Raw genomic sequence first — 24026 nt, 5'->3', positions numbered from 1 at the left:
CGCCGAACGTCCGGCGTGGCGTCGGGCGGCCCGTGGAGCGGCTGTGGCGACGCTGGTGCAGGGGTCCGAGCCGGTTGCGAGAGCACCGCAGGGGAGCACAGTTCCCTGCCGGCTCAGCCGCCTTCACCAGAAACCAGAAAATGAGGCGCGGACACGGATTATTTCCAACCCGTATCCGCGCCCGACTGCAATTAAATCTCCGCGTGGATCCACTTCATGGCGTTCCGCGTGTTCGGGCCGTAGACACCGTCAGCGGTCACACCGACCGCAGCCTGCACCTGCTTCAACGCGGTCTGCGTGCCTCCGCCGAAGACGCCATCCGTTGCTAACCAGGGAAGACGACAAAACGTGGACTCGACGTTCCCGTAGGAGGGACTCGTGAATGACGCAGAGTGAAGCTCATCACTTCGCGGAAGGATTCTGTTGCCGCCTTGGCGCCACCGCCACCAGGGCTGTACACGAACACCGCGACGACGTAACGGGGCTTCTCCGCGGGGGCCATCCCGATGAAGGAGGACACCTCGCCGGGCTGCTTCTTGCCGTCCACCAGCCGCCAGCCGGTGCCGGTCTTGCCGGCGATCCGGTAGCCGGGGACCGCGGCGGCCTCGCCGGTGGCGCGATCGACCGTGGTGACCGCCTCCAGCATGGTGCGCAGCGCCGCCGCGTTCTGCGGGCTGAGCACCGAACGCGTCACCGGGGCCGGCGCGGCAGTGTGCTTACCGTCCGGGCCGGTCGTCTCCTTGACCAGGTGTGGCTGCACGTAGGTGCCGTCGTTGGCGATGGTGGCGTACGCGGCGGCCATCTGCAGCGGCGTGGCGTCGACGCTGTGCCCGATCGGCACCGACCCGGCCGACGACTCGCTCCACTCGTCGGCCGGCAGCAGCCGTCCGCGGGCCTCGCCGGGCATCCCCTCGCCGGTGGGCTGGCCGAGCCCGAACCGCTTCTGGTAGTCGATCAACCGTTCCCGGCCGAGCCGGTCGGCGATGGTGATGGTGCCGACGTTCGACGAGTAGGCGAGCATCCCCGGCACGCTCATCCGCTTGCCGTTCGCCGGGTGGGTGTCGGCGAACCAGGTGTCGCCCTTCTTGATGCTGTTCGCGATGGGCAGCGTGGTGTCCGGGGTGATCACCCCCTCCTGCAGTGCCGCCCCGAAGGTGATCGCCTTGTGCACCGAACCGGGGTCGACCACGAAGCTGGTCGCCGCGTCCTCCCGGGCGACCGGGTCGCTGTCCACCGGCTTCGCCGCGTCGTAGGTGGGATTGCTGACCTGGGCCAGCACCTCACCAGAAGGAATGTCGATGATCACCGCTGCGGCGGTGCCGCCGCGGTGCTGCGCCATCGCCGCACTGAGGATCTGCTGGGCGCGGAACTGCAGGTCACGGTCGATGGTGAGGGTCATGGAGGTGCCCGGCTTGGCCGGGGTGGTCTTGCTGTAGCCGCCCGGGATCGGCGCGTCCAGGTTACCGAGGCCGGCCTCGTACACCCGCTTGCCGTCCTGCCCGGCGAGCAGATCGTCGTAGCGGGCCTCCAGCCCCTCCAGCCCGACCATGTCCTGGCTGGTGAAGCCGATCAGGTTGGCCGCCAGGTCGCCGCCGGGCACCTCGCGGCGCTCGTCGCGGTGCACCCCGATGCCGGGCAACTCCAGCGTCTGCACCCGCTTGGCGGTCGAGATCTCCACCCCCCGGGCCAGGTACACGAACTGGGACAGGATGCCGTTCTCCAGCTTGCGGGGCTTCATCAGCTCGGTGAGCTTCGACGCCGGGATGCCGAGAAGGGGGGAGAGCGCCTTCGCGGTGCCGGCCGGGTCCTCGATCTCGGTCGGGTCGGCGTACACGTACCGCGCCTCGACGCTGTGTGCCAGCGGGGCGCCGGTGCGGTCGTAGATCGCGCCGCGCGGGGCGGGCAGCTCGACCTTGCGGGTCCGGTCGGCGACGCCGCCGCCGGCGTACGCCGGGGTGTCCACCGCCTGGAGGAAGATCAGCCGGATCCCGATGACGGCGAACAGCGCCAGAGTGAGCGCGGTGCCCAGCCTCAGCCGCAGCCGTGAGTCGGCCAGCTTCGGCGGGCGCGGTGGCTTGCGGGACGGCCGGCGGGCAGCCGGGCGGTCGCCGCGGCGCGGCGCGCGCGGCGTGGTCCGGCGGCGCGGCGGCGGCTCGTCGCCGGCCGGGCCGCGCGGGGTGCGCGGCGCGACGGTGCGCACCACCCCGCCGCGTCCCGCCGCCGGCGCGTCCCGCCGGCCGGTCCGGGCAGCGGCCCGGCCGCCGTCGAGCACCTGCAACGCGGGCCGGAACGGGTCGCCGGACCGGGTGCTGCGCGGGGTACGCCGCTGCTCGGCGCCCCCGCTACGCGCCGGCGAGCCGCGCTCCTCCCGGATCGTCCGGCCCCGAGGGGTGTACGCCCGAGCGCCCGAGATGCCTCCCATGCCCGGCTCCCCGGCGCGCGGCTCCCCGTCCGTGGGGTTGGTGTCACGGGAAGAGCCGCGCCGGGACCCCTTGGGATCCCGGCGCGGCTCGTCCGACCTCGATGGCACCGGTCAGCCTCCCGCACCCTGCTGGCTGGTCACCGACGGCTCGCCGGTCGCCGGCTTCGGCACACCGATGGTCTTGCCGTCCGGCAGCCGGATGTACGCCGGCTCACCGGCGTCCACCAGGCCCAGCCGGCGCGCCTCGGCGGTCAGGTTGCCTGGCGCCTTGGCGTCGGCGATCTGCTTGTCCAGCTGCTGCTTCTCCAGGTCCAGCCGGCCCTGCTGCTGCTCCAGCTTCTCCAGCCGCAGGGCATTCTCGTTGATCTTGGTGTTGACCGTCAGGATGCCCAGCACCCCACCGAGCACCAGCAGCACGATCAGCGCCGCGAACGGTGCGCGCGGCACCGACATCGGCGGCGGCGGCGCCACCCGCAGCCGCGGCGGGCGAGCGCTGGCGGCGACGCCGGCCTTCTCGGCCGGCCGCAGCGCGGCACTGCCCTGGGTGGGGAACTCGCGCGCCCCCCGGGCACGAGCCTCCCCCTGCCGCTTCACTCGATCGATGCGTGGCGTACCGTTCCCCACGCGCGTCGCCCGCTCCGCCACGGTCCGGCCCCCCGACCGTGGTGTGCGCTGCCCGCCGCCGGTGATGTCCCGGCGGTCGCGCTTGTCAATGCTCATGTCCCCTCCCCCTCAACGTCCGTCCCTCTACCGGACCGGAGCCACGGATCCCCCACGGATCACGCAGTCCCCGTCCCCGGTTGGTGCATCCCCTTCACCCTTCGGCGGGACCGTTCGCGGTCGGTCCGCCCTTGCTGTGCCGCGTTCGGGTCGAGTCGCTCCGCCGCCCGCAGCCGCACCGAGGCGGCTCGCGGGTTGGCGGCGACCTCCGCTTCCCCGGCCAGTTCGGCACCCCGGCTGAGCAGCCGGAACGTCGGACCGGACCCGGGCAGTTCGACCGGGAGGTCGATCGGGCCCTTACTGCGGACCCGGTCCGCGAGCGCCACCTTGGTGAGCCGGTCCTCCAGCGAGTGGTAGGACAGGACCACCATGCGACCGCCCACGGTCAGTGCGTCGAGCGCGGACGGCAGCGCCGTCTCCAGCGCTGCCAGCTCTTTGTTTACCTCGATCCGTAAAGCCTGAAACGTTCTCTTTGCCGGGTGTCCGCCCGTTCGTCGAGCTGGCGCCGGAATGGAGTCCCGGACCAGCTCCGCCAGCCGCGCGGACGACGTGATCCGGACGCGTTCCCGCTCCCGGATGATCGCCGAGGCGATCCGGCCGGCGAACTTCTCCTCGCCGTAGACCCGAAGCACCCGGGCCAGGTCCGGGTGCGCGTAGGTGTTGACCACCTCCTCGGCGGTCACCCCCCGGGTCTGGTCCATCCGCATGTCCAGTGGCGCGTCCTGGGCGTACGCGAACCCGCGGTCGGGCGCGTCGAGTTGCAGCGACGAGACACCCAGGTCGAACAGGATGCCGTCGATGCCCGGATAGCCCAGCCGGTCGAGCACCTCGGGCAGCTCGTCGTAGACGGCGTGCTCCAGGTGCACCCGATCGGCGAACCGGGCCAGCCGAACCCGCGCGTGGGCGAGTGCCTCGGTGTCCCGGTCCAGCCCGATCAGGACCGTCTCCGGATGCGCCTCGAGTACCGCCTCCGCGTGCCCGCCCAGGCCGAGCGTCGCGTCGACGTGCACCGTCCGGCCGCTTCGACCCAGCGCGGGGGCCAGCAGCTCGAGACACCGCTCGAGCAGCACCGGCACGTGCGTGCCGCGCAACTCCCCCATGATGACCCCCACTGGTTGAAACGTCCGTTCTCCTCGTGCGCCCGTCGTCGGACGGCGCTGCCGCCGTACCGCCAGATCCCCATCCGCTCCCGCCGGGCACCGGGCTCCGCCCGATGACTGGATCGTGCGCCTGGCACCGGGGAAGGGGTGCCAGGAACTCGAAAGCGGCTGGAGATCTCGCAGTACGTCGGGCGCCGTTCCGCCCTACAGACCGCCGGGCAGCACCCCCTCCTCGATGTCGGCGAAGTCGTCTTCGCTCTCGGCGAGGTAGGTCTCCCAGGCGACCCGGTCCCAGATCTCCACCCGCGTGCTCGCGCCGATCACGACCAGGTCGCGATCCAGTGCGGCGTACGCCCGCAGGTGGGCCGGGATGGTCACCCGACCCTGCTTGTCCGGAACCTCGTCGTGCGCGCTGGCGAAGAAGACCCGGCTGTAGGCCCGGGCCGCCTTGTGCGTCATTGGTTGCGCGCGCAACTGCTCCGCGATCCGCTGGAACTCGGGTGTCGGAAAGACGTAGAGGCAGCGCTCCTGCCCTTTAGTGACCACGACACCCCCTGCCAGCTCGTCCCGGAACTTGGCCGGAAGGATCAACCGGCCTTTGTCGTCCAGGCGCGGAGTGTGGGTGCCGAGGAACATCGGCCCTACCCCCTCGCCCTTGAACGGCGTTCGCGGCGCCGCTGACCCCCCGGGCCGGTGAGCCCTCCCGGCCTCACCATTGGTCCCCACTCTACTCCACTTCCCTCCACCTGCAACCAGATTCGCCCGCGTGGCGCGCTCGATGCGCAGGCAAAACCGCACGTCACAAGGGGTGGAGCGGAGTGGAGGGCCACGGCGGCGGTCCGGCGTGGTCCGCTTTCCGACATAGATCGACTCCGTCCGGATGAAGCCGAACCAGCCGCCCGCGTGGGCACCACGGCCGAACGGTTCGCGGTCGGCGGCGATCTGGTGGGGCGGGCGGTCCGGTAACCTCGCTCGCGTGACGGACGCGAAAATGCCCCTACGGGCCAAGGTGGCCAGCTCCGTGTCACGGACCGCCGCCGCGCTCTCCCGGGCGGCCGGCCGTGGCGACGGTTCGGTGATCGGCGGGTGGATCGGCCTGAAGATCGACCCGGACCTGCTGGCCCACCTGTCGGCCGGGCGCGCCATCGCGCTCGTCTCCGGCACCAACGGCAAGACCACCACCACCCGGTTGACCGCCGCCGCGGTCGGCGTGCTCGGGCGGGTCGCCACCAACTCCTTCGGCGCCAACATGCCCAGCGGCCACACCTCGGCGCTGGCCAAGGCCGGCAGCACCCCGTACGCCGTGCTGGAGGTCGACGAGCACTACCTCGCCCAGGTGCTGGAGGCGACCGAGCCGCACGTGGTCGCCCTGCTGAACCTCTCCCGCGACCAGCTCGACCGGGCCAAGGAGGTCGCCATGATGGCGCAGCTCTGGCGCGCGGCGCTGGTCCGGCACACCGATGTGCGGGTGGTGGCCAACGCCGACGACCCGATGGTGGTCTGGGCCGCCACCCCGCCGGGCGACCCCGCCCGCGGCATCAACCCGCCGCACGTGACCTGGTTCAGCGCCGGCCAGCGCTGGCACGACGACTCCTGGGTCTGCCCGGAGTGCGGCTCCACCATTCAGCGCAACGGCGACCAGTGGTGGTGCACCGGCTGCCCGCTGCGCCGGCCGGAGCCGCAGTGGGTCGTCGAGGACGAGGGCGTGCTCGACCCCACCGGCGCCTGGCACAAGGTCTCCCTCCAGCTACCCGGCAAGGTCAACCTGGGCAACGCGGCGACGGCGCTGGCCGTGGCCGCCGAGTTCGGCGTCCGCCCGGTCGACGCGGTGTCCCGCCTCGGCATCGTCACCTCGGTGGCCGGCCGCTACGCGCAGGTGGACAAGGACGGGCGCAACATCCGGCTGCTGCTGGCCAAGAATCCGGCCAGTTGGCTGGAGGCCTTCGACATGGCCGACGAGGCGCCGACCCTGCTCTCCATCAACGCGCGCGACCCCGACGGGCTGGACACCTCCTGGCTCTTCGACGTCGACTTCGCGCCGCTGCGCGGCCGACAGGTGCTGATCACCGGCGACCGGGCGTACGACCTGGCGGTCCGCCTGGACGTCAACGACGTGTCGTTCCAGCACGTGCGCACGTTCGAGGACGCGATCCGGTCGGTCCCGCCGGGGCGGCTGGAGGTCATCGCGAACTACACCGCGTTCCAGGACATCCGAGCGGAGTTGGACCGTGTCAACTGAGAGCCTGCGCATCGTCTGGATCTACCCCGACCTCCTCTCCACCTACGGCGATCGGGGCAACGCGCTGATCCTCGCCCGGCGGGCCCGCCAGCGCGGTATGCCGGTCGAGGTCATGGAGGTCCGCTCCGACCAGCGGCTGCCCGCGACCGCCGACATCTACCTGGTCGGCGGCGGTGAGGACGGTCCGCAGGCGCTGGGCGCGCAGCGGCTGATCGCCGACGGTGGCCTGCACCGGGCGGTCGCCCAGGGCTCGGTGGTGTTCGGCGTCTGCGCCGGCTACCAGCTGCTCGGCATGTCCTTCTTCGCCAAGGGTGTGCAGTGCCGCGGCCTGGAGCTGCTCGACCTGCAGTCCGACCGGGGCCCGAGCCGAGCCGTCGGCGAGCTGGCCGGCGAGATCGACCCCCGCCTGGGCCTGCCCGCACTGACCGGCTTCGAGAACCACGGCGGCCGCACCCACCTCGGCCCGGAGGTCTCCCCGCTGGCACGGGTGAGCACCGGGGTGGGCAACGACGGCACCACCGAGGGTGCCTGGCGGGGCAAGCTGCTCGGCACCTATTCGCACGGCCCCGCGCTGGCCCGCAATCCGGCCCTGGCCGACCTTCTGCTGCGCTGGGCCACCGGGGCGCACCAGCTCCCGCCGCTGGACGACACCTGGTCGGACCGGCTTCGGAGCGAGCGCCGCGCTGCGGTGGCCGCCGCCCGGGCATGATCCCCGCCGTCCGGCGGCTGCTCCGGCAGCCGTCGGCCGCCCGGTTCGCCCTGCTCGTGCTGCTGATCGGCGGCTGCGCGCTGCTGCTGCTCCTGGCGCCCCGACCGGACCCGGAGCAGTTGCCCCGGCTGGCCAACCACCTCGGCCATCTCGCCCCGGTGGCGGCGGTCCTCGGCGGCGCGCTGCTGCTGGTCGCGTTGGTACCCCGGACCTTCATCACACTCGCCTCGGGCGCCATCTTCGGCCCGCTGGAGGGCGCCGCGTACGCCCTGGGCGCCGCGCTGCTGGCGGCGGCGATCGGGTTCACGGTCGGCCGGCTGCTCGGCCGGGAGTTCGTGGCCGAGCGGGTCCGTGGCCGGCTGGCCCGCCTCGACGGCTGGTTCACCCGGCAGAGCGTGCTCGGCGTGGTCACCGTCCGGCTGCTGCCGATCGCCGGCTTCGGGCTGGTCAGCTACGGCTACGGCACCACCGGGGCCCGGGTACTGCCGTTCCTGGCCGGCAGCGTGATCGCCTCCGCGCCGACTGCCTTCGGCTACGCCGCGATCGGCGCGGCGGTCAGCTCCCCCGGCCGCATCAACTGGTACGCCGCCGCCCCCGCCAGCCTCGGCCTGATCGCCAGCGTGGTGCTCATCCACCAGTGGTGGCGCGCCGAGCGGCACCGCCGCTCCATGCCGGCCTGACCGCCCTTCCCGGGGCTGCGACCTGGCCCGCCCTCGGGCCGGCGTGTCGCGCCCGGGCGACGGATGCGCCAATGAGCGTGATGACTCAGAGGTATAAATATGCCTCTGAGTCATCACGCTCGTCACGGTGTCCGCCCCCACAGGCGTCACGCTCCGTGCCGGCAGAGCCGGGCGGCCAGACCGCGAAGCCCCGCCCGGGATGCCCGGATCGCGACGCCAGCCCCGCTACACCAGCGGGACCCGGGCCGAGACCGGGGTCGGGTCAGGCGACGACGGAGACCATCCGGCCCGGCACCACGATGACCTTGCGGGGTTCCTTGCCGGCCAGGGTGGCGGCCACCGCGTCCAGGGCCGCGGCACGGACCGACTCCTCGGATGCGTCGGTGGGAACCTCGATGCGGCCACGGACCTTGCCGTTGACCTGCACCGGATAGGTCACCGTGTCCGCCACCAGCAGTGCCGGATCAGCCGTCGGGAAGTCCGCGTACGTCAGCGAGGTCTGGTGGCCCAGCCGGCGCCACAGTTCCTCGGCAACGTGCGGGGCGAACGGCGCCACCATGAGCACCAGCGGCTCGGCCACCTCGCGCGGCGTCGCCGACAGCTGGGTCAGCCCGTTGGTCAGCTCGATCAGCTTCGCGATCGCCGTGTTGAACCGGATGCCGTCCATGTCGCCACGGACCCCGTCGATCACCTTGTGCAGCAGCCGGCGGGTTGCCTCGTCGGCCGGGGCCTCACTGACCCGCAGCGCACCGGTCTCCTCGTCGACCACGGCCCGCCAGACCCGCTGCAGGAACCGGTACGACCCGACGACCGCCCGGGTCTCCCAGGGACGGGACACCTCCAGCGGGCCCATCGACATCTCGTACACCCGGAAGGTGTCCGCGCCGTACGCGGCGCACATGTCGTCGGGGGTCACCACGTTCTTCAGCGACTTGCCCATCTTGCCGTACTCGCGGCGCACCTCGTCGTCGCCCAGGTACCAGCCGCCTTCGCGCTCGATGACGTCCTCGGCCTGCACGTAACTGCCGCGCGAGTCGGTGTACGCGTACGCCTGGATCATGCCCTGGTTGAACAGCTTGCGGAACGGCTCGAACGACGACACGTGCCCCAGGTCGAACAGCACCTTGTGCCAGAACCGCGCGTACAGCAGGTGCAGCACGGCGTGCTCGGCGCCGCCGACGTACAGGTCGGTACCCCCGCAGTCGCCCTCGCCGCGCGGGCCCATCCAGTACCGCTCGTTCTCCGCGTCGACGAACCGCTCGCTGTTGGTCGGGTCCAGGTAGCGCAGCTCGTACCAGCAGGAGCCGGCCCACTGCGGCATCACGTTGGTCTCCCGGGTGTACCGCTTCGGCCCGTCACCCAGGTCCAGCTCCACCTCGACCCAGTCGCGGCGACGCGACAGCGGGGTCTCCGGGTTCGAGTCGCCGTCGTTCGGGTCGAACGTCTTCGGCGAGAAGTCGTCCACCTCCGGCAGCTCGACCGGCAGCATCTCCTCGGGCAGGGCGATCGCCGCGCCGGTCTCGTCGTAGACGATCGGGAACGGCTCGCCCCAGTAGCGCTGCCGGGAGAACAGCCAGTCGCGCAGCCGGTAGGTCACCGCGCCGGCGCCGTACCCGTTCGCCTCCAGCCAGGCGATGATCGCCGCCTTGGCATCGGCGACCCCCAGGCCGTCCAGGTCCAGGCCGCGCTCGGGCGCGGCGCTGTTGATCGCCGGGCCGTCCCCGGTGTACGCCTTGCCGTCGAAGCCCTCCGCCGGCTGCACGGTACGCACGATGGGCAGCTCGAAGACCTCGGCGAACGCCCAGTCCCGCTCGTCCTGTGCCGGCACCGCCATGATCGCGCCGGTGCCGTAGCCGGCCAGCACGTAGTCTGCGATGAAGATCGGGATCTGCCCGCCGGTGACCGGGTTGGTGGCGTACGCGCCGATGAAGACGCCGGTCTTCTCCTTGCTCTCGGCCTGCCGCTCGATGTCGGTCTTGGCCGCCGCCGCCTTGCGGTACGCCTCGACGGCCGCCCGGGGGCTGGCGTGCCCGCCGGTCCAGGCGTCCCTCGTCCCCTCCGGCCAGGCGGCCGGCACCAGCGTGTCGACCAGCTCGTGCTCGGGCGCCAGCACCATGTACGTGGCCCCGAAGATGGTGTCCGGCCGGGTGGTGAACACCCGGATCGGCTCCAGCTCGGTGGGGAAGTCGATGTGCGCACCGGTGGACCGGCCGATCCAGTTGCGCTGCATCATCTTGATCGGCTCGGGCCAGTCCAGGCTGTCCAGGTCCTCGATCAGCCGGTCACCGTACGCGGTGATCCGCATCATCCACTGCTTCAGGTTGCGCTTGAAGACCGGGAAGTTGCCCCGGTCGGAGCGGCCGTCGGCGGTGACCTCCTCGTTGGCCAGCACGGTGCCCAGCCCTGGGCACCAGTTCACCGGGGCCTGCGAGACGTACGCCAGGCGGTGGTCGTCGACGACCTGGCGGCGCTCGGCGACGCTCAGCTCGGCCCAGGACCGGCCGTCCGGGGTCGCCCGGTTACCGCCCTCGAACTCGGCGATCAGCTCGGCGATCGGCCGGGCCCGCCCGGCGTCCCGGTCGTACCAGGAGTTGAAGATCTGCAGGAAGATCCATTGGGTCCAGCGGTAGAAGTCAGTGTCGATGGTCGCCACCGAACGGCGCTCGTCGTGCGCCAGCCCCAGCCGGCGCAGCTGCGCCTTGTACCGCTCGATGTTCGCCACCGTGGTGGTCCGTGGGTGGGTGCCGGTCTGCACCGCGTACTGCTCGGCGGGCAGGCCGAACGCGTCGAAGCCCATGGCGTGCAGCACGTTGCGCCCCGCCATCCGCTGGTAGCGGGCGAAGCAGTCGGTGCCGATGTAGCCCAGGGGGTGGCCGACGTGCAGGCCGGCGCCGGACGGGTAGGGGAACATGTCCAGCACGTACAGCTTTTCCGCACCGGCCCGGGGGTGGTCCGGGTCGGCCAGCGGGCCGGTCGGGTTCGGGGCGTGGAAGGTGCCCTCGCGCGCCCAGATGTCCTGCCAACGATTTTCGATCTCGTCGGCCAGGGCCGCGGTGTACCGGAACGGGGGAATGTCGCCCGCCGGTGCGGCTGCCTCACTCATCGTCTCTCCTCGCTTCGCTTCGCTTCGTCTCGGCACCGCCGGGCCGGACCGGCGACGGGCACAAAAATGCCCCTCACGCAGGAGGGGCCGCCGTGCTGTCGCGCGTTCAGCGCATCAGCACGGCCCGATAAGAAGCAGGAAGACTCCGGCCATGTCCGGCAGTGTACCTCGCCGCCGGTTCGGGCCGGGGTCGGCGGGGCCAGTCCCCCAACCCGGCGAATATCGGTGCGTAACCGACGGACTGCCTGCGGGGGTCGGCGATAACGACAAACATGGTTAGCCTGAGAGGCCAGTGAGAATTCTGCGGCAAACGAGGCTCGACGTCGCGAACCCAACGGCGGGTCCAGGTGCTCTATACAGAGCTGCCGTGACGGCGACGAGGAGGAGGCCCGTGACACAACAGACCTGGGACGAGGTCGGCGGACTGTTGCCGCACGACGAGTTCCGCGCCGCCAGCGAGGCCATCGTGGCCAACATCGAGCAGGTCATCGAGGGTAAGACCGCCACCGTGCGGCTGGCCCTTGCCGTCCTGCTCGCCGAGGGTCACCTCCTCATCGAAGACGTCCCCGGCGTCGGCAAGACCAAGCTGGCCAAGGCCTTGGCGCGGTCCATCGACTGCACGGTGCGGCGGATCCAGTTCACCCCCGACCTGCTGCCCAGCGACGTCACCGGGGTCAGCGTCTACAACCAGGAGACGCACGACTTCGAGTTCCGTCCGGGCGCCGTCTTCGCCAACCTGGTCGTCGGCGACGAAATCAACCGCGCCTCGCCGAAGACCCAGTCGGCGCTGCTGGAGTGCATGGAGGAGCGGCAGGTCACCGTCGACGGCGTGACGTACCAGCTGCAGACTCCGTTCATGGTCATCGCCACCCAGAACCCGATCGAGATGGAGGGGACCTACCCGCTGCCCGAGGCGCAGCGCGACCGGTTCACCGCTCGGATCGCGATGGGCTACCCGGACGCTGGCGCCGAGCTGGCCATGCTGGACGGGCACGGCGGCACCGACCCGCTGAACGAGCTGCGCCCGGTCTCCGACGCGGACATCGTCCGGCAGCTCATCGCCACCGTCCGGCAGGTGCACGTCGCCGACGCGGTCAAGCAGTACGCCATCGACCTGGTCACCGCGACCCGCGAGGCCCCCGACCTGCGTCTGGGCGCCTCCCCCCGGGCAACCCTGCAGCTGCTGCGCACCGCCCGGGCGGTCGCCGCTTTGGAGGGGCGCGACTACGTCCTCCCCGACGACCTGCAGGCCCTCGCGGTGCCGGTAATGGCGCACCGGATCATCCCGACCGCCGACGCGCAGCTCGCCCGACGCACCACCGACGCGATCGTCTCCGAGCTGGTGCACCGACTGCCGTTGCCGCACGACCGGCAGCGCTCCCCGTACGACACCCGGCCCGCCACCGGCAACGGTCGCGCGCCCTACGAGCCGCGGAGGCCGTGACGTGCGTGCAGGGCTGCGCGGGCTGACCACCCGCGGGCGCTCGTTCCTCGCCGCCGCGGTCGCGGCGGCGATCTCGGCCGGCATCCTCGGCGAGAAGGACCTGCTCCGGGTCGCCGTGCTGCTGGCCGTCCTGCCGCTGCTGGCCGCCGCCTACGTCGGGCGCAGCCGCTACAAGCTGGCCTGCAACCGTTCACTGGACCCGCACCGGGTCCCGGTCGGCGCCAACTCCCGGGTGGTGCTGCGGCTGCAGAACCTCTCCCGGCTGCCGACCGGCACCCTGCTACTGGAGGACCGGCTGCCCTACGCCCTGGGCAGCCGGCCCCGGGTGGTGCTGGAGCGGCTCGGCGCGCAGCAGGCCAGCTCTGTGGCGTACACCGTCCGGGCCGACGTGCGGGGCCGCTACGACGTGGGCCCGCTGGTGGTGCGGATGAGCGACCCGTTCGGGCTCTGCGAGCTCAGCCGGGCGTTCCCCAGCACCGACCACCTGACGGTCATCCCGCAGGTCACCCCACTGCCGTCGGTCCGGCTCCCCGGGGAGTACGCGGGCAGCGGCGACAGCCGGGCCCGGTCGGTGGCGGTGCACGGTGAGGACGACGCGGCGACCCGGGAGTACCGGCGCGGCGACGACCTGCGCCGGGTGCACTGGAAGTCCACCGCGCGCACCGGCGAGCTGATGGTGCGCCGCGAGGAACAGCCGTGGGAGAGCCGGGCCACGGTCGTGCTGGACACCCGCGCGTACGGTCACCGCGGCGACGGGCCGACGGCGAGTTTCGAGTGGGCGGTCTCCGCCGCCGCGAGCATCGCCGTGCACCTGCGTCAGGCCGGCTACAAGCTGCGCCTGGTCACCGGTTCGGGGGCGGACGTGGACGCCTCGGAAGCCGGCGGCGACGGGGCACTGCTCGACCACCTCGCCGAGGTCCGGCTGGACCAGCGGGCCGAGGTGACCGGCCTGGTGCAGCGGGTCCGGCAACGCGCTGACGGCGGTCTGATCATCGGGTTGTTCGGCGCGGTGAGTGTGGCCGAGGCCGAGCTGCTGGCCGGGCTGCGGGGCAATGGCGCCACCTGCGTCGGCTTCCTGTTGGACAGCTCCACCTGGCTGAGCCTGCCGGAGAAGGCCCGGGCCGAGGCTGAGCACGCGCACGGCGCCGCCGCGCTCACGATGTTGCAGAGCGGTTGGCGGGTGGTCGGCGTCGACCACGGCAGCCGGCTGCCGGCACTCTGGCCGCAGGCGGGCCGGGGTTCCCAGGGCTTCGCCCTGCGCGCCGCGCTGGCCGAGACGGTGGCCGGCGGCGTGCGATGAACGGAAGGTTCCCCTCATGATCGCCAGTCGGAACATCGGCGCGGTGGCGGCCGCGGCCACGCTGCTCGCGGCCGCCCCGCTGTCGGCCATCTTCGAGACCTGGACGTGGCTGATCCAGTCCGCGATCGCGGTCGCCGTGGTGGCCGGGGTGGCTGCGCTGACCCGACTCGTCCGGGCACCCCTGTGGGGTCAGGTGCTCGGCATGCTGGCCGCCCTGGTGCTCGCCCTGACCTGGCTGTTCCCCAGCGGCGCGGAGTTTCTCACCTTCCTGCCCACGCCGACCACGTTCGGGCACTTCGCCGACCTGTTCACCGGCTCGATGCAGGACATGCGCTCGTACGGCATCGAGGTGCCGGACACTGACCCGCTGCTGTTCATCACCGTGCTCGGCGTCGGCGGGGTGGCCGTGCTGGTGGACGTGCTGGCGGTGGCGCTGCGCCGGCCCGCGCTGGCCGGGCTGCCGATGCTCGCCATCTACTCGGTGCCGGTCGCCGTCGACGTGGACAGCGTTCCCGCGGTGCCGTTCGTGGTGGGCGCCGCCGGGTACCTCTGGCTGCTGGTCACCGACAACGTCGACCGGGTACGCCGGTTCGGACGCCGGTTCACCGGCGACGGCCGCGACGTCGACGTGTGGGAGGCCTCGCCCCTGGCCGCCGCCGGCCGCCGGCTCGCGGTGGTCGGGGTTGCCCTGGCCGTGGTGCTGCCGCTGGCCGTGCCGGGCATGACCGGCGGGCTGCTGGACACGCTCGGCGGCGGGGCGGGCAACGGCAACGGCAACGGCCGGGCGGGGGCGGGCTCGTCCGGCCGCATCGACCTGTTCGCGTCGCTCGCCGGCCAGCTCAACCAGTCCGAGGTGAGCGACCTGGTCAAGGTGACCACGTCTGAGCCGACCCCGTTCTACCTCCGCTACGCGGTCGCCGACGAGCTGCGTCCGAGCGGCTTCCAGGCGCGCAGCCCGAGTGGTCGGCCGGCCAACCGGGATCTCCCGGATCCCGGCGAGCGGGCCGGCCGAGGGGTGCAGCAGACCCCGTACCGGGCCACCGTCGAGGTCACCAAGAGCCTGAGCATGTCCCTGCTGCCGGTGTACGCGGAGCCGGTGGGCACCGAGGACCTCAACGGCAACTGGCTCTACGACCCCAACCAGCAGGTCGTCTTCTCCAACCGGGAAAACTCCCGGAGCAAGAAGTACTCCTTCGACTACATCCGCTCGACGTACACCCCGGCGGCGCTGCGCGCCGCGCAGCCGCTGCCGACCGACCACCCGGTCCGCCGGCAGCTGACCGCCACCCCGGGGCCGGTGCCCGAGGTGGAGGAGCTGGTCAAGGGGCTGATCCAGGGGCAGCGCACCGATTACGATCGCGTGCTGTCCATCTACCAGCACTTCTCGGCGGACAACGGGTTCAGCTACCGGCTCAGCACCGAGAGCGGCAGCAGTGGCCAGGACATCGTCAACTTCCTGACCAACAAGGTCGGCTACTGCCAGCAGTACGCGGCAGCGATGGCCTGGCTGGTCCGCGCGGCCGGCATCCCGGCCCGGGTGGCGTTCGGGTTCACCAACGGCAGCAAGCGGGACGGCGACACCTACACGTTGACCAACCTCAACCTGCACGCCTGGACCGAGGTCTACTTCAACGGGGTCGGCTGGGTGCCGTTCGACGCCACCCCGACGTACGGGGTGCCGGGCTCCACCCGGTCGGCGTGGGCGCCGGACACTGACGCGCCGGAGCCGTCCAGCCCGGGCACCGGCACCACGGACACCCCGGTCGGCCCCGACGCGTCGGCCGGACCGGCCGGACCGGACAACGCCGACCGGGACACCGACAGCGGGCTCTCCCTCAGCGGTCAGACACCGGCCGAGCAGGCACCGGTGTGGCCATGGTGGACGGCAGGTCTGCTGGCCCTGATGGCACTGCTGGCGGTGCCGGCGCTGCGTCGGCTGGCGCTGCGCCGACGGCGGGGTGGCCGGGCGGAGGGCGCCGCGGTGGCCGCCACCGCGGACGATGCCGCCCCGGGCGACGGGGCACCTGTGATGGTGGTCGGGGTGGACGCCAACGCGGCCCGCGCGGACGCGCATGCCGCCTGGGCGGAGTTGCTCGACACGCTGGTGGACTTCAAGGTCCGGGTCGACCGGACCGAGACGCCCCGGGCGACCGCGGACCGGCTGGTCCGGGACACCTTCACCGATGACACCGCGGCGGTCGGCGCGGCGCGGCTGCTCGGCCGGGCGGAGGAACGGGCGCGTTACGCCCGGGACCCGCTGACCGGTGAGCGGCTGCTGCCGGCGCTGCGCGCGGTCCGGCGCGCGCTGGCCGCACGGGCGGACCGGCGGACCCGGCTGCTGGCCGCCGTGCTGCCGCCGTCGGTGCTGCTGCGCTGGCGGCTCGGCCTGGCGGACTCGTCCGGCCGGTTGGTGGCACTGACCGGGCGGGCCCGGTACCGGCTGCTGCGCTGGAATCCGCGTCGGCTGCTGGCCGACCGGGCGGCCCGCTGAGGGACGTTCCCGTCCGGCTCGGGGCGGCGGTCCATTGGCCGTCGCCCCGCCCGGCTGTGACGCATCCCGTCGGCGCTCCCCTGCTCAACCACCTGCAGTCGCTGCGGTGCCCCGGGCCGCCGTTGATCCCTTGATGGTGAGCAGTCACGAGAAGCCGGATGGGAATGCCCAGCATCAAGTGATGCTGGGCAGCGGCGCGCGGCACGAGGGCGCGGGTACGAGGGCGCGGTGCAACGCGCGGGTACGAGGGCGCGCGGATACGACAGTGGTCGCCGGGCTGTTCCCGGCGACCCGCTCGTCGCGGTGTACGGCCCGCCTCAGCGGCGGGACGGGCTCAGCGGTGCCCCTCCGGGCGCTGCCGCCACCTGTCCTCCATGCGATCCAGGATCGACGACCGGCGACCGGATCGGCCACCGCCACGGGGACGACGACGACTGGTCGTGCCGCCCACCACGTGCAGGTCGGGTGACTGCGCACGCCGGTGCGACTGCACCGCGAACGCGGCCGAGGCCAGCATGACGACAAAGCCCGCCACCGCCAGCGGTGGAGTCTTGATCACCGCGCCATAGACCAGTAGAGCCAAGCCAGCGATGATCACGCCGGCAGCGACGAGCAGGCGACGCCGCGCGTGGAAGCGCGGATCGCTGGCGCGCACGGCCGAGGCGAATTTGGGGTCCTCGGCAAGCGACCGCTCGATCTGCTCGAACAGCCGCTGCTCGTGCTCCGAGAGCGGCACGGCACTCCTCCCCGGTCACGTTGGTCAGGCCCACTCGGGCCGACAGACCGTGGCAGCCAACCGGCTGCTTACCCGCAAGTCTACGAGGGGGGTCGCGCGTCGGAAAGCGGGACGACCTATGGGTGGGGTGGATTTTCGTTTCGGCGGGGATCACGGTCGCCTAACAGACTGGCTGGACCTATGACGGATCGCCCGAATCGGGCAGCGGCAGCGTCCGCGGCAGCTTCCGCCTCCCGCCAACCACGCTCGGGCGCGCCGAGGGTGAGTTGCCGGGGCGCACCCTCCGCCGGGGCGAGCCCCTCCACCCGGACACCGACGAGCCGGATCCGCTCGCCCGGGTCCAGGGCGGTGTAGAGCGCCCAGACCGTGTCGAACATCTCGCGTGCCGTGTCGGTGGGCACGCCGAGAGTGCGGGAGCGGTTGACGGTGCGGAAGTCGGCCAAGCGCACCTTGAGCGACACGGTGCGCCCCACCTGTCCGGAGCCGCGCAACCGGACGCCGACCTTCGCGCTGAGCGCGAGCAGGGCGCGGCGGATCTCCAGCGGGTCGGCCACGTCGACGTCGAAGGTCACCTCGGCGCCGATCGACTTGTCGACGTGCTCGGGGCTGACCCGGCGCGGGTCTCGCCCCCAGGCCAACTCGTGCAGGTGCGCCGCCGACGCGGCGCCGACCGCCCGGCGGAGCATGCCCAACGGGGCCTCGGCGAGGTCGCCGACGGTGGCCAGGCCGAGCCGACGCAGCGCCTCGGCGGCCCGCTCCCCCACCCCCCAGAGCGCGTCCACTGGCAGTGGGTGCAGGAAGTCGAGCACCTGCCCGGGGGGCACGACCAGCAGGCCGTCCGGCTTGGCCCGGGTGGAACCCAGCTTGGCCACGAACTTGCTCGGCGCCACCCCGACTGAGCAGGTCAGCGCCTGTTCCTCGGCGACCCGGCGGCGGATCAGCCCGGCGATGGTGGCCGGGGCCCCGAACAGCCGGCGGGCGCCGGTCACGTCGAGGAACGCCTCGTCGAGGGAGAGCGGCTCGACCAGCGGGGTGACGTCCCGGAAGATCTGCATCACCGCGCGGGAGGCGGTGGTGTAGGCGGTGAAATCCGGTGGCAGGTAGACGGCGTGCGGGCAGCGGGCCCGGGCCTGGCTGGTCGGCATCGCGCTGCGTACGCCGTAGCGGCGGGCCTCATAGCTGGCGGAACTCACCACGCCGCGCGGCCCGACACCGCCGACGACCACCGGCCGGCCGCGCAGCTCGGGCCGGCGACGCACCTCGACGGCGGCGAAGAAGGCGTCCATGTCGACGTGCAGGATCGGGCTGTCGGAGTCGTCGGCGTCCGGCCCGAAGCGCGGATCGACGCCCCGGGGCAACGACTGGCTGCGGCCCATCCCGGCAGGTTAACCCGGGGGTACGACACCACCAGCGACCGCCGGGCCGGACCACCGTTCAGCCGCGGACGACCAGCAGCGGCACCGTCAGCTCGGTGGCCGTGTCCGACCCGTGGTACGCCACCAACCGGGACGCCATCGGCCGCTCGGTGCGGGTGGCCAGCACCGCGTACGTGTCGTTGCAGGTCACCACCACGTCGCCGATGCGCCCCAGGTGCTCCTCGGGCACCGGCCCGAACCAGCCGGTGGCCACCACCTCGTCGCGGGTACGCACCCGCGCCGCGTCGCCGAGCACCGCCGACCAGGCGGCCACCACGTCGTCGGCCGCGCCCGGCGCGACGTGCAGGTAGCGCACCCGTGCCTCACCGGCCACCAGCCGCACACCGCCGCGCAGCCGCGGATCGGTGTCCAGGTCGAAACGGTGCGTGGCCGGCACGTTGAGCTGCCCGTGGTCGGCCGTCACCAGCAGCGCGGCGTCCGGCGGCAGCCCGTCGACCAGGCGGGCGAGCAGCGCGTCCACCTCGTTGGCGGCGATCCGCCAGGGTGCCGAGTCGACCCCGCTGAGGTGGCCGTGCCGGTCCAGGTCGGCGTGGTAGCCGGAGACCAGGGTGGGTCCGTGGCCGGCGGACAGCGCGGCCAGCATGGTGGCGGACACCGCGTCCGCGCCGATCGCGCCCCGGAAGTCGCCGCCCCGGTTGGCGGCCAGGGTCAACCCGCTGCCACCGAACTCCGGCCGGCTCACCACGCTCACCGCCACCCCGGCGGCGCGGGCCCGCTCCAGCTGGGTGGGCACCGGCTGCCAGCGCAGCGGCGACGGGTCGGCGGCCCAGTCGGTGTGGGTGAGCACCCGGTCGGTGCCGGGCATCCGCACGGTGAAGCCGAGCACCCCGTGCGCGCCCGGCGCGACGCCGGTGCCCAGCGACACCAGGCTGGTCGGGGTGGTGGACGGGAAACCCGCGATGAGCGGCCGGGCCACCGTTGCGGCGAGCCCCGCGAGGGTCGGCGCGTACGGCGCGGCGGTCGGCAGCTGGTACCAGCCGAGGCCGTCGACCAGCAGCACGGCGATTCGGCGTACGCCGGCCAGCGCGGGGACGAGCCCGAGCGGGTCGGCCGACCCGGGGACGCCCAGCACGGCGAGCGCGCTGGGCAGCACATCGGTGAGGCGGCCGCCGCCGTGTTCCGGCCCGAGGACCGCCAGCGGCGCCGGCCCACCACCCGGCGGGGCGGTCATGCCGGCCGGCGGGCGAACAGGTGCAGTTGGGCGGCCAGATCCCGGTACGGGGGCTGGGCGGCCAGCGTCCGTTCCAGCTCGACCAGGGCGGCCGACTGCCCGTCGGCGACCGCGGCCGGCAGCAGGTCGGCCAGTACGCGTACCCCGTGGATCTCCTCGACCACCAGCCCGGCGGCGGTGAGCAGCGCGGCGGCGCCGTCGGCGTCGTAGCGGCGGCGCAGGGTGTCCCGCGGCCCGGCGGTGCCGGCCGGGTCGGCGGCCAGCGCGGCCGCGACCTCCAGGTGGCCGTTCATCGCCCGGCCCAGCACGGCGGCGGCCCGGCCGGCCACCAGCACGCTCGCCGCGCCGCCGGGGCGCAGTGCGGTGGCCAGCGCGGTCACCACCGGCGTCGGGTCGTCGACCACCTCCAGCACGGCGTGGCAGAGCACCAGGTCGACGCCGGCCGGCTCGACCAGCCCGGTCAGGGCGTCGCCGTCGCCCTGCACGGCGGCGATCCGGTCGGCCACCCCGGCCTCGGCGGCCCGGCGGGTGAGCGCGGCCAGCGCGTCGGGGCTGGCGTCGACCACGGTGACGCGGTGCCCGGCCCGGGCCAGCGGCACAGCGAAGCCGCCGGTGCCGCCGCCCACGTCCAGCACGGTGAGCTCGGTGTCGCCGCGCCGGTCCAGTTCGGCGCGGAGCACCGACCAGATCACGGCGGTACGGGGGGTCAGCGGCGGCCCGGCGAACCGGCCTCGGGTCTGCTCCACCCGGTCGAGCCTAGTCACCCGGTCCATCAGCAGGGCGATCGTGTGGCAGGCGCACCGACCCGCCGGGTCGGGACGCGGTGACGCGGCCGGTCAGGACTCGACGCCCTCGACCTCGTCCTCCGCGCGGGACCGCCGCTCGTTGGCGACCGGACCGTTGGTCACCTCGTACTCGCGAGGGTCGGCGAGGTGCGACGGCATCCAACCGGCGCCGAGCCGGGTCCGTCGGGAGTTGGCGATTCCGCCGGTGTACGTGTGATTCCCCATCACTGTTCTTTCCCCTCATGGATCACGGGCCGCTCTGCCCGCTCAGCACGAGTCTCCCGCTCGGCGGCACCGGAAACCGTAATGTGGATCACTCGATCAGCGGAAGTCACGGGACGCGGGACTGACCGGTGGCTCGATGGCGTCCAGCCGGTCGGCGACCAGGTTGGTCACCCCCTCATGCCGCTCCAGCCGCCCCCGGACCACCAGCGCGGCGCTGGTCCGGGCCACCCGCCGGTAGCGCTGCCACAGCCCCGGCGAGCAGGTGACATTGAGCATGCCGGTCTCGTCCTCCAGGTTGAGGAAGGTGACCCCGCCCGCGGTCGCCGGGCGCTGCCGGTGGGTGACGATGCCGCCGACCCGGATCCGCTGCCCGGGCTCCACCCGACCGAGCCGGGCGATCGGCACCGCGCCGAGCACGTCGAGCTGACCCCGGATGAACCGGGCCGGATGGCTCTCCGGTGACAGCCCGGTGGCCCACACGTCGGCGACCAGCCGGTCCACCGCCTCCATCCCGGGCAGCGTCGGCGCCGCCGCGCCGGTCACCGTGCCGGGCAGCCGGCCCGGCCGGTCCTGGGCCGCCGCGCCGGCGGCCCAGAGCGCCTGCCGTCGGGTCAGCCCGAAACAGGCGAAGGCGTCCGCGGTGGCCAGAGCCTCCAGTTGCGCGGCGGTGAGACCGACCCGCCGGGCCAGGTCCGGCATGTCGCGGTACGGCCCGTGCGCGCTCCGGTCGGCCTCGATCCGCTCGGCCACCTCGGCGCCGAGGGTACGCACGCTGGACAGCCCGAGCCGGACCGCCGGACCGTCCAGCCCCCAGGCGTGCGGCGGCTCCCCCGGCCCGCTGCCCCACCGGGTGTCGGGGGTGGACTCCAGCACCGCCTTGGCCCCGCTGGCGTTGATGTCCGGCCGGCGTACCTCCACCCCGTGCCGGCGGGCGTCGTCGACCAGGGTCTGCGGCGAGTAGAAGCCCATCGGCTGGGCGTTGAGCAGCGCGGCGAGGAACGGGGCCGGGTGGTAGCGCTTGAGCCAGGAGCTGGCGTAGACCAGGTAGGCGAAGCTCATCGCGTGGCTCTCCGGGAAGCCGTAGCTGGCGAACGCGGTGAGCTTGCGGTAGACGTCGTCGGCCAGCTCACCGGTGATGCCCCGCTCGGCCATCCCGGCGTAGAGCCGGTCGGCGATGCGGGTCATCCGCTCGACCGAGCGTTTGGCGCCCATGGCCCGGCGCAGTTGGTCGGCCTCGGCCGCGTCGAAGCCGGCCAGGTCGATGGCGAGCTGCATCAACTGCTCCTGGAACAGCGGCACGCCGAGGGTCTTCTCCAGCGCGTTGCGCATCAACGGGTGCGCGAACGTCACCGGCTCCAGGCCGTTCTTGCGCCGGATGAACGGGTGCACCGAGCCGCCCTGGATCGGGCCGGGCCGGATCAGCGCCACCTCGACCACCAGGTCGTAGAACTCGCGGGGCTTGAGCCGGGGCAGGGTGGCCATCTGTGCGCGACTCTCCACCTGGAACACCCCGACCGAGTCGGCCCGGCAGAGCATGTCGTAGACCTCCGGGTCGTCCAGCGTCATGTCGCCGAGGTCGAGTCGGGACCCGATCATGTCGTAGCCGTAGTGCAGCGCGGAGAGCATGCCGAGGCCGAGCAGGTCGAACTTGACCAGACCGACCGCGGCGCAGTCGTCCTTGTCCCACTGGAGCACGCTGCGCCCGGGCATCCGCCCCCACTCCACCGGGCAGACCTCGATCACCGGCCGGTCGCAGATCACCATGCCGCCGGAGTGGATGCCCAGGTGCCGGGGGAACGTCTGCAGCTCGTTGGCGTACTCCACCACCTGCTCCGGGATGTCCTCGACGTCGACCGTGGCGACCGAGCCCCACCGGTCGATCTGTTTGCTCCAGGCGTCCTGCTGGCCGGGTGAGAAGCCGAACGCCTTGGCCACGTCCCGCACCGCCGACCGGGGCCGGTAGGAGATGACGTTGGCGACCTGGGCGGCGTGCTCCCGGCCGTAGCGGGTGTAGACGTGCTGGATCACCTCCTCCCGGCGGTCGGATTCGATGTCCACGTCGATGTCCGGCGGGCCGTCCCGCTCCGGGGCGAGGAAACGCTCGAAGAGCAGCCGGTGCCGGACGGCGTCCACGTTGGTGATCCGCAGCGCGTAGCAGACCGCCGAGTTGGCCGCCGAGCCCCGGCCCTGGCAGTAGATGTCCTGCTCACGGCAGAACGTCACGATGTCGTAGACCACCAGGAAGTAGCCCGGGAAACCCAGCTCCTCGATCATGTTCAGCTCGTGGTCGAGCTGCGCGTACGCCGTCGGGTGCGCCTGCGGGGGTCCGTAGCGCTCCCGAGCCCCGTCGGCGGTCAGCTTCCGCAGCCAGCTCATCTCGGTGTGCCCTGGCGGCACCGGGTACGCCGGCAGCTGCGGCGCGACCAGTTGGAGGTCGAAGGCCAGCTCGGCGCCGAACTCGGCTGCCCGGGCCACCGCACCCGGGTACGCGGCGAACCGGGCCGCCATCTCCGCGCCGCTGCGCAGGTGGGCGGTGGCAGCCGCGGGCAGCCAGCCGTCGATCTCGTCCAGGCTGCGTCGGGCCCGGACGGCGGCGACGGTGGTGGCCAGCCGACGCCGGCCGGGGCTGGCGTAGTGCACGTTGTTGCTGGCCACCGTCGGCAGCCCGGCCGCGGCTGCCAACTCGGCGAGCGCGTCGTTGCGGTCGGCGTCGACGGGGTGGCCGTGGTCGGTCAGCTCCACCGCCACCGTCTCCGCGCCGAAGAGCGCGGTCAGCCGGTCCAGCTCGCGGGCCGCCGCGTCCACCCCCTCGGTGAGCAGCGCCGCCGGCACGTGCCCCTTTCGGCAGCCGGTCAGCACCAGCACGTGGTCGCGCAGCTCGGCGGCGACCTCCTCCAGCTCCCCGTAGACCGGGCGGCCCTTCTCCCCGCCGCGTAGCTGGGCGCGGGCGATGGTGGTGGCCAGCCGGGCGTACCCCTCGTGGCCGTGCGCGAGCACCAGCAGGTGCGCGCCGTGCGGGTCGGGCTCGCCGTTCTGCGGGCCGGGCAGCCCGAGGGACAGCTCCGCACCGAAGATGGTCGGCAGGTCCAGCGCGCGGGCCGCCTCGGCGAAGCGGACCACCCCGTAGAAGCCGTCGTGGTCGGTGACGGCGAGCGCGGTGAGCCCCAGCCGGGCCGCCTCCTCGGCCAACTCCTCGGGGTGGCTGGCGCCGTCGAGGAAGCTGAAGTTGGTATGCGCGTGCAGCTCCGCGTAGGGCACGGCGTCGTCGGGGCGGGGCAGCTCGGGCGCCTCGTAGTGCTGGCGCTTGCGACTCCAGGCCGGGGAGTCACCACCGTCGGCGTCCACGGCGAGCGGGTCCACCACGTGCAGGTGCCGCTCGCCCCTGCTCCCCCGGTTGCCGTCGGGCCGCCCGGAGAGCACCCCCTCCAGCTCCGACCAGGGCATCTTCGGGTTGTGGAAGCTCAT

17 protein-coding genes and 1 pseudogene are annotated in these 24026 nt (G+C 73.0%); 6 read left to right on the top strand and 12 right to left on the bottom strand.

Annotated elements, in window-relative coordinates; translation table 11 throughout:
- Window positions 1-191: 191 nt before the first annotated feature.
- From OG990_RS02360 to mraZ, 5 genes and pseudogenes are all read right to left on the bottom strand, one after another.
- Window positions 192-419 (bottom strand): peptidoglycan-binding protein, encoded by a 228-nt coding sequence (locus OG990_RS02360; protein ID WP_406081623.1) that lies wholly within the window; start codon window positions 417-419, stop codon window positions 192-194.
- Window positions 326-2530 carry a penicillin-binding transpeptidase domain-containing protein gene (locus OG990_RS02355; protein ID WP_406078859.1) on the bottom strand — a complete coding sequence of 735 codons (2205 nt, stop codon included), beginning with the start codon at window positions 2528-2530 and terminating at the stop codon, window positions 326-328. The genes OG990_RS02360 and OG990_RS02355 overlap by 94 nt, the downstream gene beginning before the upstream one ends.
- A gap of 3 nt (window positions 2531-2533) precedes the next feature.
- A complete protein-coding gene (locus OG990_RS02350) occupies window positions 2534-3142 on the bottom strand; it encodes a hypothetical protein (RefSeq protein WP_328418885.1) in 609 nt (202 codons plus the stop codon).
- A 62-nt stretch (window positions 3143-3204) separates the two neighbouring features.
- Window positions 3205-4242: pseudogene (rsmH, locus tag OG990_RS02345) on the bottom strand (16S rRNA (cytosine(1402)-N(4))-methyltransferase RsmH); the annotation flags it as partial.
- 204 nt (window positions 4243-4446) lie between these two features.
- Window positions 4447-4878 carry a division/cell wall cluster transcriptional repressor MraZ gene (mraZ, locus tag OG990_RS02340; protein ID WP_328418886.1) on the bottom strand — a complete coding sequence of 144 codons (432 nt, stop codon included), beginning with the start codon at window positions 4876-4878 and terminating at the stop codon, window positions 4447-4449.
- A 355-nt stretch (window positions 4879-5233) separates the two neighbouring features.
- Here mraZ and OG990_RS02335 point away from each other — a divergent pair, with 355 nt between their 5' ends.
- The 3 genes from OG990_RS02335 to OG990_RS02325 are packed head-to-tail and all read left to right on the top strand — an operon-like array spanning window position 5234 to window position 7870.
- Complete coding sequence (locus tag OG990_RS02335; RefSeq protein ID WP_328426798.1) at window positions 5234-6481, top strand: MurT ligase domain-containing protein; 1248 nt, start codon at window positions 5234-5236, stop codon at window positions 6479-6481.
- Complete coding sequence (locus OG990_RS02330; RefSeq protein WP_328418887.1) at window positions 6471-7190, top strand: glutamine amidotransferase; 720 nt, start codon at window positions 6471-6473, stop codon at window positions 7188-7190. The genes OG990_RS02335 and OG990_RS02330 overlap by 11 nt, the downstream gene beginning before the upstream one ends.
- Window positions 7187-7870: a TVP38/TMEM64 family protein gene (locus OG990_RS02325; RefSeq protein ID WP_406078858.1), complete on the top strand. Its 684-nt coding sequence runs from the start codon at window positions 7187-7189 to the stop codon at window positions 7868-7870. Before OG990_RS02330 ends, OG990_RS02325 begins: the two co-directional genes overlap by 4 nt.
- A gap of 262 nt (window positions 7871-8132) precedes the next feature.
- On the opposite strand, the gene leuS is transcribed toward OG990_RS02325, so the two are convergent.
- On the bottom strand, window positions 8133-10973 hold the full coding sequence (gene leuS / locus OG990_RS02320; RefSeq protein WP_406078857.1) for a leucine--tRNA ligase: 2841 nt from the start codon (window positions 10971-10973) through the stop codon (window positions 8133-8135).
- Between the two features lie 391 nt (window positions 10974-11364).
- Between leuS and OG990_RS02315 the strand changes: the two genes are divergently transcribed.
- The 3 genes from OG990_RS02315 to OG990_RS02305 are packed head-to-tail and all read left to right on the top strand — an operon-like array spanning window position 11365 to window position 16208.
- A complete protein-coding gene (locus OG990_RS02315; protein WP_328418890.1) occupies window positions 11365-12417 on the top strand; it encodes a MoxR family ATPase in 1053 nt (350 codons plus the stop codon).
- A 1-nt stretch (window position 12418) separates the two neighbouring features.
- The gene (locus OG990_RS02310; protein ID WP_406078856.1) at window positions 12419-13717 is read left to right on the top strand and encodes a DUF58 domain-containing protein; all 1299 of its coding nucleotides are present in this window, start codon (window positions 12419-12421) and stop codon (window positions 13715-13717) included.
- A gap of 16 nt (window positions 13718-13733) precedes the next feature.
- Window positions 13734-16208: a transglutaminaseTgpA domain-containing protein gene (locus OG990_RS02305; protein WP_406078855.1), complete on the top strand. Its 2475-nt coding sequence runs from the start codon at window positions 13734-13736 to the stop codon at window positions 16206-16208.
- A 334-nt stretch (window positions 16209-16542) separates the two neighbouring features.
- Here the strand turns inward: OG990_RS02305 and OG990_RS02300 are convergent, their stop codons facing one another.
- From OG990_RS02300 to OG990_RS02275, 6 genes are all read right to left on the bottom strand, one after another.
- Window positions 16543-16944, bottom strand: a complete 402-nt coding sequence (locus OG990_RS02300) for a DUF3040 domain-containing protein (protein WP_124817678.1) — start codon at window positions 16942-16944, stop codon at window positions 16543-16545.
- A 116-nt stretch (window positions 16945-17060) separates the two neighbouring features.
- A complete protein-coding gene (locus OG990_RS02295; RefSeq protein WP_406078854.1) occupies window positions 17061-18320 on the bottom strand; it encodes a DNA polymerase IV in 1260 nt (419 codons plus the stop codon).
- Between the two features lie 58 nt (window positions 18321-18378).
- Entirely contained in the window at window positions 18379-19551 is a 1173-nt protein-coding gene (locus OG990_RS02290) for an alkaline phosphatase family protein (RefSeq protein WP_406078853.1), read from the bottom strand.
- The gene (locus tag OG990_RS02285) at window positions 19548-20324 is read right to left on the bottom strand and encodes a methyltransferase domain-containing protein (RefSeq protein WP_386984053.1); all 777 of its coding nucleotides are present in this window, start codon (window positions 20322-20324) and stop codon (window positions 19548-19550) included. Before OG990_RS02285 ends, OG990_RS02290 begins: the two co-directional genes overlap by 4 nt.
- 63 nt (window positions 20325-20387) lie before the next feature.
- Window positions 20388-20561, bottom strand: a complete 174-nt coding sequence (locus OG990_RS02280; protein ID WP_328426867.1) for a hypothetical protein — start codon at window positions 20559-20561, stop codon at window positions 20388-20390.
- 96 nt (window positions 20562-20657) lie between these two features.
- On the bottom strand, window positions 20658-24026 hold the full coding sequence (locus OG990_RS02275; RefSeq protein WP_406078851.1) for an error-prone DNA polymerase: 3369 nt from the start codon (window positions 24024-24026) through the stop codon (window positions 20658-20660).

It is taken from the genome of Micromonospora sp. NBC_00858, from assembly GCF_045207365.1.
Classification (GTDB): domain Bacteria; phylum Actinomycetota; class Actinomycetes; order Mycobacteriales; family Micromonosporaceae; genus Micromonospora.
Note: the sequence above shows the minus strand (reverse complement) of the source record. Positions and strands in the feature narration are given on the sequence as shown.